The sequence below is a fragment of the Priestia sp. FSL P4-0332 genome (assembly GCF_038005845.1).
Classification (GTDB): Bacteria; Bacillota; Bacilli; order Bacillales; family Bacillaceae_H; genus Priestia.
The window spans coordinates 3,806,400-3,818,710 of sequence record NZ_JBBOUA010000001.1 but is presented as its reverse complement, the minus strand read 5'-3'; the positions used below and the strand labels follow the sequence as shown (position 1 = coordinate 3,818,710).

The following is a 12,311-nucleotide window of genomic DNA, read 5'->3' as shown; positions in this document are numbered from 1 at the left end:
TCTTTGCCTTCACTATTTTGGGGAACGGACGATAAAGTCATAGGAAGTTATAAAAAAGTAAATAGAATACGTTTATTTGTCTATGATTACGCTCTAATTTGTGTTACAAATGTAAATGCAATAAAAGAGTTTATTTTTATCTCATTTGAAAGACCGGTGAATACATGAGTTTTGTCACGAAAGATTTGTTAATTAATTTTTTATTTATTTTATTGGCGCTGTTTTTAGTGCAGATGTTTTATTTAATCAAGTATGCTAAAAAAATTCATTGGTGGAAAGATCGTTATATCGCGGTATTTCCGATTTTAGCTATTATCTTTTGCCTTTTGTTTCCGGTTAACGGAGCTTATGTCCCCGATGATTATCGAATGGATTTACGAAGAATTCCTTATATTTTAGGAACGCTATATGGAGGCTGGCCGCTAGGAAGCTTGCTTTTTGTCTTTATTTTACTGCTGCGCTTGCTAATTGGCGGGTACGATGTAGGGTTTTTATCAACACTAATTGCTCTTCCGATTTTATCCATTCCTTTATTTTTCATAACAAAATACTTTTTACATTTCTCATTAAAAAATAGAATTATCGTGAGCACCTGTCTTAGTGTAATCGGTTCTTTATTAGCTATGCTTGTATCTATTTTTGTCTTGCACGTAACAAGCATTCCTATTAGCGTGTGGGTTCAATTCGCGATTTTAGATGTAGCAGGCATGTTTGTCATTACCATACTGTGGGAAGCGATACGGGCAAATTTACTAGTACTGCAGCGCCTGATGAAAGCAGAGAAACTAGAAATTGTCAGTCATTTAGCTGCCAGCATCTCTCATGAGGTGCGAAATCCTCTAACGGCAAGCAGAGGATTTATGCAAATGCTGCAAGAAGATGAAAAAGAACCTGCTAAAAAACGCTACATTTCCATTGCGATTAATGAACTAGATCGTGCAAAAGAAATCATTGATGATTACTTGCTGTTTGCCAATTCTGCTCCGGAACGAAATGAAAAAATGAATATTTCAGAAGAGATTCATCATGTCACCCATATTATGACGCCTCTTGCCAATATGAATGGAGTCGCTATTGATTTTACATTTGATGAAGAAGTGAAGTTCTTCGTAATGGGAGAAAGAAGAAAGCTTCAGCAGTGCCTAATCAATTTATTTAAAAATAGTATTGAAGCCATGCAAAATGGAGGCACGTTAACCGTTAAAGTAACAAAAGAAGGCGGAGCTGTTATTGTGGATATTATCGATACAGGCTGCGGCATGACGCAAGAACAAATCAACCGGCTAGGCGAACCGTATTTTACAACAAAAGAAAAAGGTACGGGGCTTGGAACGATGGTATCTTTCAGCATTATTCATTATATGAAGGGAAAAGTGAGTGTGTCTAGCGTAAAAGGAAAAGAAACGTGTTTTTCACTTGAATTTCCACTTTGTGAATAAAGAGCAGCCTTAGGGCTGCTTTTTTTTATACGCAAAAGTTTTAGAGAAAAAGTAAACTGATTATTAAAAAAGTATTGAATTTAATAAATGAAAGCGTTACAATCTATTTAAAGCTATCCGAAACGTTTTGGAGGAATTTTGAGTGACAACGATTAAAGATATAGCGCGAGTTGCTGGCGTATCTGTAACAACGGTGTCTCGGGCTTTAAATGGTTATTCAGATGTAAATGAAAAAACAAGGCAAAAGATTGCAGACGTAGCAAGAGAGCTGAACTACAGCCCTAATACGTTAGCTCGAGGACTGGTTATGCAAAAGTCAAAGACTATTGGACTACTAGTTTCAGGCATCAGCAGAGAGAGCGTAAAAGATAATTTTACATTTGAAGTGCTGTGCGGTGTAAATGAGCGAGCATCTACTTTAGGGTATGATTTGATTTTATTTAATACAAACACGATGATGCAACGAGAAAAAACGTATACCCAGCTTTGTCGAGAGCGAAGGGTGGATGGGGCAATTATTCAAGGTATTAAAAAAGAAGATCCCTATTTAAAAGAAGTAGTAGAAAGTGATATTCCCTGTGTTTTAGTTGATATTCCAGTTCATTCTAATTCAGTGGGCTATGTCACCACTGATAATGCCTTGGGAGCTAAAAAAGCAGTTGAACACTTAGCGAGTCTTGGCCATAAGCATATTGGGATGATTAACGGACATGAAGACGCATTTGTCAGCCAGGAACGTCTCAACGGATACAGAGAAGCGCTCAAAGAATGCGGTTTGTCGTTTCGTTCTGAGTGGGTTGTAAGCGGGAATTTTGAAGAAAAGAAAGCAGAGAAAGCTGTTCGGGAGCTTATAAATCGACATAAAGAGGTCACGGCTATTTTTTGTGCAAGTGATTTAATGGCACTTGGAGCACTAAAAGCATGCAAAGAACTTGGCCTTCATGTACCTAAAGAGATGTCGATTGTCGGATACGATAACATTGTCCTTGCCTCTTATTCGTCTCCAAATTTGACGACAGTAGGACAGGAAGTATATCAGATTGGCTATGAAGCTGCAGATTTATTAATTGAAATGTTAGAAGGAAAAGAAACAAATATGAAGCGATATCTTGATACAAAGCTAATTATTCGAGAATCAACAGATAAAAACCACAATTAGTGGTTTTTATATAATGCAAAACCGAAACGTTTCGGATATTGTGCGCTTTTTCCAAAACGTTTCGGTAAAACTTAGGGGGATGGAAATGGATTACCGTGTTATTAAAGAAAATGACCTATTTTTACTGACTGATCCAGCAGGAAATATCAATGAAAACCATCAGTATGGTTTAGGGCTATATATGAAAGATACGCGTTTTTTGAGCAAATTTCGTTTGAAGATTAATGATACAGATCCTGTGTTATTGTCCTCAAGTGCAGAGGAGAACCTATTAGCTACAATTCTTCTTACTAATCCGCATATGGAAAAAGAAGGAGAGCTTGTACTATGGCGAGAGTCTATAGAAATAGAGAGAAAGCGCTTTATATATGGAGGAGTTTTCTATGAAAAAATAAAGTTAAAAAGCTATTTTCCTAAAAAAATTGCTTTTACATTAAGTATCCAAGCAGATGTCGATTTTAACGATATGTTCATCGTAAGAGGTTTTCAAACTGGAAATGTCGGAAAACGAACGGGGGAAATAAAAGGAGAAAGCAGCCTAACATATACATACAAAGGAGCAGATGATATCAAGCGGGCGACACGGATTCTCTGGGATAAAGAAGCTTCATATATGGATGAGCAAGGAGAGGTTACATTTTCTTTTGAACTCAATCATCAAGAAGAAGAAGAAATTACATTAATGGTTCAGCCGCAAATGGGTGAAAACATTAATGAAAATATTTTATCAGCTGATGAAGCGCTTAGTTTACTAACGCAGTCATATAAAAAGTGGGAAAAATCTTCTACAAAAGTGACAACTGATCATCCGACAATGCAGCGTCTTATTACAAGAGGGCTTAACGACCTGCGCGTACTGTTAACGGATGTAGGATTCGGTGCTTTTCCTGTAGCAGGATTGCCTTGGTTTGGTGTGCCATTTGGAAGGGATAGTCTAATTGCAGCGCTTCAAATGCTTGCTTTTAATCCGGAAGTGGCAAAAGGAACGCTGCGTACGATGGCGGCGTATCAAGGAACAGCAAATGATCCATGGCGTGATGAGCAGCCGGGTAAAATTATGCACGAAATACGTTACGGAGAACTTGCCAACACAAATCAAATTCCTTTTACGCCGTACTATGGAACGGTTGACGCGACGCCATTGTTTTTAATTTTATTAACGGAATATGTAAAATGGACGGGAGACTTGGAGTTTGTACAAGAAATGCACATGACTATTGATAGAGCTTTGACATGGATCAACGATTATGGGGATCGAGACGGCGATTTATTTCTTGAATATCATCAAGAGTCAAGTAAAGGAATTGCTAACCAAGGCTGGAAAGACTCAGGAGATTCTGTTGTCCATCGCACCGGTGAATATGCAAAAACTCCCATTGCTTTAGTGGAAGTACAAGGATATGTATATCAAGCAAAAATGGGTATTGCTTCTTTATATGATCAGTTAAACAAAACAGATGAAGCAAATAATTTACGTAAAGAAGCAAGGCAGCTGCGTAAAAAGTTTAATGAAGCCTTTTGGATGGATGACGTATCATTCTACGCAATTGCACTGGATGAACATAAGAGCCAAGTAGGAACGATTACGTCAAATCCAGGTCATGCGCTTTTAGCAGAGATAATGGATGAGGAGAAATTGCACAAAGTAAGCGAAAGGCTAATATCGGACTCTATGTTTTCGGGATACGGTATCCGCACAATGGCAGAAGGAGAAGCAGGCTATAATCCAATGAGTTACCATGACGGGAGCATTTGGCCGCACGATAATAGTTTAATTGTTCTCGGTTTGAGTAAAGCGAACAAGCAAACAGAAGCCAATAAAGTTATAAAAGGGCTTGTTGATGCAGCAGAACATTTTGAGTACGACCGTCTTCCTGAATTATTCTGCGGCTATTCAAGTAAACTTGACAAACCTGTTAAATATCCTGTTGCCTGCTCACCTCAAGCTTGGGCAGCCGGTACGCCTTTAGCTTTCGTACAGGCGATGCTGAGACTGTTTCCTGATAGCACAGCAGGGACGATACAGATAAATCCTGTGCTCATAGACGATATGAATGAACTCTCTGTAGAAAACCTTGTGATTGGCAGTGGAAAACTGTCATTAACGGTTAAAAAAGAAGAAAGCGAAACTATCATTTACGTGAAAGAAAATACGACAAAATACGAGCTTCTATCTCAATGTAAAGTAAGAAATTATGTAGGTTAATGTTAATTCGACTGGGGCTTATTAAGCGTCTATTAATAAGCTGCAGGTCAATGAAATGAAAGGAGACAGCTAATGAAGAAGTGGGTACTCGCTTTAAGTTTGCTTCTGGCAGTAGCCGGAGCAGCTTTAACTGGATGTTCAAATGTACAAGAAGTTTCCGGGAAAGATGGTCAAGTCGAAATTGTATTAGCCGGCTGGGGAGGCAACCCAACAGAGACGAAGCTGCTTAATCAAACTATTCAAGATTTTGAAAAGCTCCATCCATCGATTCATGTGAAGCATGAAGTAATCACTGATCAATACATGGATATTCTAAAAACGCGTTTAATAGGTGGAAACGGTCCAGATGTTTTTTATCTTGATGCACTTGAAGCGCCTGGTCTTATTAATACAGGAGTTTTAGAACCTTTGAATTCTTATGTAAAGTCTGATTTTGATGTTCAAGATTTTGAGAAACCATTATTGAAAGCGTTTCAAAAAAATGGAGAGACATATGGTTTTCCAAAAGATTACTCCACGTTAGGCTTATTTTACAACAAAAAGCTATTTAAAGAAGCGGGAGTAGAAGTACCAAAAACATGGGGTGAGTTTGAAGAAGTTTCAAAAGTATTTAAAAAGAAAGGGATTCAAGCGTTTGGTGTCACGCCGGAATTAGCACGTATCTTTTATATGGCGCAGGCAAACGGAGGAGACGTGGTAAAGAACAATAAGGCAAATTTTGCTACGAAAGAAGTCGTTGACGCTCTTCAGCCGCTCATCGATCAGCATTTAAAAGATAAAACGTCTGTACAACCCTCTGATGTAGGCGCAAACTCAGGTACGGACATGTTTGCACAACAAAAAGTGGCTATGGTAATTGAAGGGAATTGGATGATTCCGTTTCTACAAGAGTCCTTTCCAAAACTTGATTACGGTACAGCGGAGGTTCCGACAATAAACGGTCATAAAAATACGATGGCATTTACGGTCGCGTATGTAATGAATGCTGACTCGAAAAAGAAAAAAGCGTCTTGGGAGCTCATTCAGTACTTAACTGGTAAAGAAGGAATGGAAACTTGGACAAGTAAGGGGTACGCATTGCCAACAAGAAAATCCGTAGCGGATAAGCTTGGTTTTGCTGAAGATGAAAAACGCGGTCCGTTGGTAAAAGGAGCTGCTTATGCTACTGTCTGGCAAGATGGTCCGTATTTGCCTATTATTATGAATAACTTTAATAACCAGTTTTTAAGCGCCTTTTTAGGACAAAGTGATTTAGAAACAGCTTTGAAAAAAGCACAAAAGCAGGCAAATCAAGAGATTAGTATTTATGAATAAGGCTTGGCGGGGGAGTGGAGGAAATGAAAAACGGAAAAATACGAACGTACAAACCTCGTGATGTAGGGCAAGGGTATGCTTTTATGACACCTACACTGTTTGTACTGTTGCTGTTTGTGATTGCACCTATTTTTTATGCCATCTTTTTATCTTTACATAAAGTTCAATTGTTGGGAGGGACTGAGTTCCATTTTCGAGGGCTTGAGAACTATCTGAAGGTTCTTGAAGATGACAAAGCTAAAATTGCTCTTTGGAATACGGTGAAGTATGTAGTAATTGTTGTACCGGTACAAACCGCATTGGCACTTATACTGGCTGCCACATTAAATGCAGGGCTGAAAGCAGAAAAAGTTTTTCGTATTATTTATTTTTTACCTACGCTTACATCATCGGCTGTATTAACGCTTATTTTTATGTGGATGTACAATCAAAATGGAATTGTGAACGAGTTTTTAAAGTTTGTTGGCCTTCCGACTTATAATTGGCTTGGAGATCCGCAGGTCGCTTTGATTGCCATTATGATTATGAACATCTGGGCAACAGCTCCATTTTTTATGGTTATTTATTTGGCAGCTTTGCAGGATGTACCAGATTCGCTGTATGAAGCAGCTCAGTTGGATGGTGCTAATGTGTTTCAACGATTTTGGCATATTACAGTTCCGAATCTGCGTCCGGTTACATCGTTCGTGGTAATCATGGGACTAATTGGTACGTTTCAGCTGTTTGATCAATCGTTTATTTTTTCAGGAGGTTCAGGGGGACCTAATAACTCGACTCTGACTGTTGTTCTTCTTATTTATCAATATGCATTTAAAAATTTAGGAACCATGGGATATGCTGCAGCACTAGCCTTTATGCTGGCGCTCGTGATTTTGGTGGCAACGGTTCTTCAGCGAAAGTTTTCAAAAGAAGAAAGTATGTACTAAGGGGGGAAGAAAAAGATGAAGAAAAAAACGGGAGTCCTTATTTTATATGCTATCTTAAGCATATACGCACTGATTACGCTAATTCCATTTATTTGGGCGCTGTCAGCTTCTTTTAAAACGCTTGAAGAAATTGTGTCAGGTACGGTGAACTTTATTCCGAAACACTTTACGCTAGACAACTATAAACAAATCTTTGTGGAACAAAAGCTGTTCCCTCGCTGGATGTTTAATAGCTTATTTATTGCTGTAGTAGGAACAGCTCTGAATTTGCTATTTAACTCAATGGCTGGTTATGCCCTTGCACGCCTCAGTTTCCCGGGAAAGAAAAGTTTGTTTATTATTATTTTAGCTGTGCTTATGATTCCTGGACAAGTAACCATGATCCCTAATTTTTTAATTTTGAAAGAGTTAGGCTGGTTAAATACCTATCAGGGAATGATTGTACCCGGAATGGTGAATGCGACATTTATATTTATGATGCGTCAATTTTTTATTAATTTCCCAAAAGAGCTTGAAGAAGCAGCGGAGTTGGATGGGTTATCAAAGTTTGGAACATTCTTCAAAATAGTCCTTCCACTTGCAAAACCTGCCCTAGCAGCACAAACGATTTTTGTATTTATGGGATTTTGGAATGATTTTATGAAGCCTTTAATTGTGATGTCTGATGAAAATATGTTTACATTAACTTTAGGGCTTAACACATTTAAAGGTCAGTATATCAGTTATTGGAACTATATTATGGCAGCTTCCATGGTTTTTACACTTCCCATTTTACTCATTTATGCGTTTTTTAATAAATATTTTATTAAAGGAATCTCGTTTACTGGAGGAAAATAAAAAAGAGGCTGGGATAAAAATATTTTAGTTAGAATTATAAACGAACGATTAATTAAAAAATATTAATCGTTCGTTTTTTTGTTATATTGAAGGGCAAGGCGAAGGCTACTGCGGGAAAAGAGGCTCACCGGCCGCCCGCGTAAAGCGAAGCCTTGCACGGAAATCAACAGCGGTGTAACAAGTAACTTATACTAACTCCTTTATTCAATTTGTTCGACTTTAAATTGAAATGATTTAGTTACGTCTTAAACGCTTTTTAATGAAGTTCACTCACATACTGATCAATCATCGTTTGCAGTTCCTCTAGGGGCGTTTTACTGTTGTTAACAGACAGCTGCTTTAACGATTGAAGGGCACTATCCACAACAAACTTGCGGGGATTTGATTGTTTAAACAGCTCTTCTTCAATAAAACTAATAAGCTCTGTGCATTTTTGACGCTCAAATTCATCAGTAAATTGTTTGTGAACTTGTTTTTTTAAATCGATAAGTGCTGCAGAAATGTCCTGTTCTATTTGATTTTTAGTATTCGGGCAAGATGGAAGCCATTCTTTAATCGTTTGCGGATCGAGCAAAATGTCTCCTGCATTTGCTACTTCGTCTACAAGAGGAAGCAGGCGCTTGACACTGTAGCTTATGATCTCATGCGGGTCAGTATTTGTGCCGTTAACCATAAAATTATAGTGAAAGTTGCGATGAAGCATGCCAAGAAACATAATTGCACAATCTAGCAGGTACGGTTTCTTTTCTTGTCCAAATAAATCAATGAACCGCTTGTAAACCCAGTTTACTTCAATAAACTGGGTTTTTTTTATGTATGCTTTTAAATCAGGATCATTGGAAACAAATACTTCTTCAAGTAATGTAAAAAATTTATGTTTATGATGGTTTTTCATCTGTGCATCAATCTGTTTAACAAATACATCTACATCGGTCAGGCTTTTACCAACCAGCAGCTGGTTTCGCTCTTGTTCAATTGTTGTATGGAGCCAGGTAAAAACAGCGATTAATAATTCATTTTTTGAAGAAAAATAGTTGTAGAATGTTCCTTTTGAAATGCCGCTATAATCAATGATGTCTTGAATAGACGTAGCTTGAAATCCTTTTTCAACGAAGAGATGGTGTGCATTTTTTACAACTTGCTGTTTTCGGTTATTCATTATTATCACCTAAATATAAAATTAGACTCATGGTCCAACTTTATGATACATGATTTAAAGCGTTTACACAAATGTTCTTTTTTTAAAAAATGGACGATATCACGACAATGTATTGATATAAAAGGGTTATAGGAGTAAAAAAGTCGGTAAAATAAAGGACATGAACGCAAGATTTTTCGCTTGCATAAATTGAACTCACAGTATAATATACTCTATGTAGAACATGTGTCTAAAAAAATGAACTTGAAGTATAAGGAGGTACAATAATGAGTCAATCGATAAATCAAATGGAAAAGCCGCCTTATGGCATAATTGCTATTTTGTTAATAGGCGCTTTTATCTCATTGTTGAATGAAACGTTATTAAACGTGGCGCTGCCATCTATTATGAAAGACTTAGATGTGACAACGTCAACTGTCCAGTGGCTTTCTACTGGTTATATGTTAGTGAATGGTATTATGATTCCAACTACCGCTTTTTTAATTCAGCGCTATTCTGTCAGAGGCTTATTTTTAACGGCTATGACTTTATTTACAGCAGGAACAATACTTGCCGGCGCTTCGCCCGTATTTTCGGTATTGTTAACCGCTCGTATTATTCAAGCATCAGGCGCAGCCATTATGATGCCGCTTTTAATGAACGTATTGCTCACAAGTTTTCCATTAGAAAAACGCGGAGCTGCGATGGGGATTTTCGGTTTAGTTATGATTTTTGCTCCGGCAATTGGTCCTACATTATCAGGGTGGCTAATTGAACACTATGAGTGGAGAATGCTGTTCCACCTTGTTACGCCAATCGCGGCAATTGTATTAATAGGCTCTTTCTTCCTATTAAAAGACAAAAAAGAAAAAGTGGAAATCAATTTGGATTTCCTATCACTTGTGTTATCTACGATTGGATTTGGAGGACTTCTATACGGGTTTAGCTCAGCAGGGGATAAAGGCTGGGATTCTGTGGAAGTATACGGCACCATTATCGTAGGAGCTGTGGCGCTGATTTTATTTATTACGCGTCAGTTCAAGCTGAAAACACCTATGCTTGAATTCCGAATTTTTAAATATCCAATGTTTGCTTTATCATCAACGATTTCAATGGTGATCACAATGGCATTATTCTCAGCCATGCTGCTAATGCCAATTTATGTTCAAACGGTACGAGGCATTTCTCCGCTTCATTCAGGATTACTAATGCTTCCGGGTGCGCTGCTAATGGGTGTGATGTCACCGATTACCGGAAAATTATTTGATAAATTCGGAGCGCGTGCACTGGCTGTAACGGGTCTAACGATTACAGCCGTTACGACGTATTTCTTCAGTAACTTAGAGCTTGATACGACGTATACAACGCTCATTACGCTTTACACGCTTCGCATGTTCGGAATGTCTATGGTGATGATGCCGGTTATGACAAACGGGTTAAATCAGCTGCCGCAGCGCTTTAATCCGCATGGTACTGCGATGAATAACACGCTTCAACAAGTATCGGGAGCTATTGGTTCGGCTCTTTTAGTAACGGTGATGTCAAACCGTACAGCTACGCATGCAAAAGAGCTCGCTCAAGATGCAATGAGCGGAGCAGGAGCAGCGAATGCAACGGCAGCCGGGGCAGCTCAAATGAAAGAACAAATTGGGATGCAGGCAATGGTACAAGGAATTAACGATGCGTTTGCCGTCTCAGTAGTACTAGTGGTGGTTGCCTTAATTCTTTCATTGTTTATGAAACGCGCCACGCCGGCAAGTGAAGATGAAGTGATAAAGGAAAAAGCAGGACGCGAGCAGTTTGCTAAATAAAAAAGAAATCCCCGCTGAGACAGCGGGGATTTCTTTTAGCTTGTATATCTAAAGCTTAAGCCCATTTTCTTTAATAATTTCCGGTAGCCGATGGACGTTTGATCAGCCATAATATGCGCTTCCATCTGCAGGTCTAAAGGCAAGTCTTCAGGTTTTTGGTTTTCAACCATTTCACGGTCTTCGTCAAAGACGCGAAGGTTAAAGTCATACACACCTTCAACGGGAGAATCTTTGTCAAAGTTTCGAGCGATTGGTGCGAATAAACGTGTTTCGCGGGCTGAAATAGGAGAGACTGCATTCATAATCCACAGCTCTGCGCCTTCTGGGAAGTATACTTTTAGCGTAGCTGTAAACGGCGGATAAACATCAAAGACGCGAAGCCATTTAAAATCAGGTGGATTTAAATGCTGCTGTTCTTTGGAATAATTGCTCACGGTGCTGGTATATTCTACATGAAGCCCATAGTCTGTATCGCTTACTTTATATTTAGGCACAAAGGCGTTGTTTCGATCACCAAATGTGTCCGTGTGCACCCAAGCAAAATGAGCTACGTCTAAAAAGCCTTCCATTTGACGACCGGCCGAACCCATGATATCAAAGCCCGGACAAACAATTTGCTGAAAATCAGGGTCCTCCCAAGCATCGAAGTAAGGCAGGTTATCTTGTTCTCCTGTCAGGGAAGTCCATACTAATCCAAATCGTTCAATAACTGGATAGACGGCCATACACAGGCGGGGAGAAATGTTGGCATCAGGGTGAGCTGGAATCGACGTGCATGCGCCGTCCGTTGCATAGCGGAAGCCGTGGTAAGGACAGACAATTTCATCATCTTCCACCCAGCCCATGCTAAGCGGGGTGCCTCGGTGAACGCATAAATCACGAGCCGCTACTACTTTGTTTGTCGTGCGGTATAGAACTAGATTTACATCTAGTAGTTTTACGGACGTTGGTTTCTCTGTTACATCACTGCAGCGGGCGACCGGGTACCAATACTTGGCGAGCGTCGTCCAATCTTCCAGGCTGAACGTGCAGTCTCTTGGGTAGGGAGTTGCCGTTTTTGATTTGGTCATGGTTGGTTGTTGTTCCATCTATTTTCTTCCCTTCTTTTGTAAGCTCTTTTACTAAGGGTAATATAAAAAAAGAAAATTCACACAATTTATGTAAGGAGTTCTAACATAAAATATGGAACTTTGTAGAAAGTGCGAATTTCAGAAGACGCAAATTAGAGAATATACCAATAAAAAAATTTAAAAAAGCGCTTCCTAAATAAATTTAAACGTGATATAATTTTCCAAGACGCTGGTGTAGCTCAGTAGGTAGAGCACTTGCATGGTAAGCAAGAGGTCGCAGGTTCGATCCCTGTCGCTAGCATACTAAAAAAACCTTCTTTCTTGTTGAAAGAAGGTTTTTTTATTTGTGTTGACTTTAAAATTCTTCTCCGAATTATTCTTCCCCGCCTTGTGAAAACTTTAACAGTTTGA

9 protein-coding genes and 1 tRNA gene are annotated in these 12,311 nt (G+C 38.9%); 8 read left to right on the top strand and 2 right to left on the bottom strand.

The features are described 5' to 3' along the window. The first annotated feature begins 164 nt into the window (after positions 1-164). From MKY06_RS20100 to MKY06_RS20075, 6 genes are all read left to right on the top strand, one after another. Entirely contained in the window at positions 165-1,439 is a 1,275-nt protein-coding gene (locus MKY06_RS20100) for an ATP-binding protein (RefSeq protein ID WP_013058622.1), read from the top strand. A 142-nt stretch (positions 1,440-1,581) separates the two neighbouring features. Next, complete coding sequence (locus MKY06_RS20095) at positions 1,582-2,598, top strand: LacI family DNA-binding transcriptional regulator (protein WP_029323830.1); 1,017 nt, start codon at positions 1,582-1,584, stop codon at positions 2,596-2,598. 85 nt (positions 2,599-2,683) lie between these two features. Then, positions 2,684-4,804 carry an amylo-alpha-1,6-glucosidase gene (locus MKY06_RS20090; RefSeq protein WP_055990630.1) on the top strand — a complete coding sequence of 707 codons (2,121 nt, stop codon included), beginning with the start codon at positions 2,684-2,686 and terminating at the stop codon, positions 4,802-4,804. A 72-nt stretch (positions 4,805-4,876) separates the two neighbouring features. Further along, positions 4,877-6,118: an ABC transporter substrate-binding protein gene (locus MKY06_RS20085; protein ID WP_013058619.1), complete on the top strand. Its 1,242-nt coding sequence runs from the start codon at positions 4,877-4,879 to the stop codon at positions 6,116-6,118. A gap of 23 nt (positions 6,119-6,141) precedes the next feature. Continuing rightward, a complete protein-coding gene (locus MKY06_RS20080) occupies positions 6,142-7,044 on the top strand; it encodes a carbohydrate ABC transporter permease (RefSeq protein WP_098279133.1) in 903 nt (300 codons plus the stop codon). Positions 7,045-7,059: 15 nt separating this feature from the next. Beyond that, complete coding sequence (locus tag MKY06_RS20075; protein WP_013058617.1) at positions 7,060-7,881, top strand: carbohydrate ABC transporter permease; 822 nt, start codon at positions 7,060-7,062, stop codon at positions 7,879-7,881. A gap of 256 nt (positions 7,882-8,137) precedes the next feature. Here the strand turns inward: MKY06_RS20075 and MKY06_RS20070 are convergent, their stop codons facing one another. Then, positions 8,138-9,040 carry a TetR/AcrR family transcriptional regulator gene (locus MKY06_RS20070; protein WP_013058616.1) on the bottom strand — a complete coding sequence of 301 codons (903 nt, stop codon included), beginning with the start codon at positions 9,038-9,040 and terminating at the stop codon, positions 8,138-8,140. 266 nt (positions 9,041-9,306) lie between these two features. Between MKY06_RS20070 and MKY06_RS20065 the strand changes: the two genes are divergently transcribed. Next, positions 9,307-10,830, top strand: coding sequence for a DHA2 family efflux MFS transporter permease subunit (locus tag MKY06_RS20065; protein ID WP_013058615.1), 1,524 nt, complete (start codon positions 9,307-9,309; stop codon positions 10,828-10,830). A gap of 35 nt (positions 10,831-10,865) precedes the next feature. Here MKY06_RS20065 and MKY06_RS20060 read toward each other — a convergent pair whose 3' ends face one another. Next, the gene (locus tag MKY06_RS20060) at positions 10,866-11,918 is read right to left on the bottom strand and encodes an aromatic ring-hydroxylating oxygenase subunit alpha (RefSeq protein WP_098279134.1); all 1,053 of its coding nucleotides are present in this window, start codon (positions 11,916-11,918) and stop codon (positions 10,866-10,868) included. A 210-nt stretch (positions 11,919-12,128) separates the two neighbouring features. On the opposite strand from MKY06_RS20060, the gene MKY06_RS20055 reads away from it, so the two are divergent. Further along, positions 12,129-12,201 (top strand) — tRNA-Thr (locus MKY06_RS20055). Positions 12,202-12,311: the final 110 nt, after the last annotated feature.

Excerpts from the sequence above, each read along its gene's own strand:
- MKY06_RS20100 (WP_013058622.1), top strand. The coding sequence starts at position 165 with ATGAGTTTTGTCACGAAAGATTTGTTAATTAATTTTTTATTTATTTTA.
- MKY06_RS20090 (WP_055990630.1), top strand. The coding sequence starts at position 2,684 with ATGGATTACCGTGTTATTAAAGAAAATGACCTATTTTTACTGACTGAT.
- MKY06_RS20085 (WP_013058619.1), top strand. The coding sequence starts at position 4,877 with ATGAAGAAGTGGGTACTCGCTTTAAGTTTGCTTCTGGCAGTAGCCGGA.
- MKY06_RS20080 (WP_098279133.1), top strand. The coding sequence starts at position 6,142 with ATGAAAAACGGAAAAATACGAACGTACAAACCTCGTGATGTAGGGCAA.
- MKY06_RS20075 (WP_013058617.1), top strand. The coding sequence starts at position 7,060 with ATGAAGAAAAAAACGGGAGTCCTTATTTTATATGCTATCTTAAGCATA.
- MKY06_RS20070 (WP_013058616.1), bottom strand. The coding sequence starts at position 9,040 with ATGAATAACCGAAAACAGCAAGTTGTAAAAAATGCACACCATCTCTTC.
- MKY06_RS20065 (WP_013058615.1), top strand. The coding sequence starts at position 9,307 with ATGAGTCAATCGATAAATCAAATGGAAAAGCCGCCTTATGGCATAATT.
- MKY06_RS20060 (WP_098279134.1), bottom strand. The coding sequence starts at position 11,918 with ATGGAACAACAACCAACCATGACCAAATCAAAAACGGCAACTCCCTAC.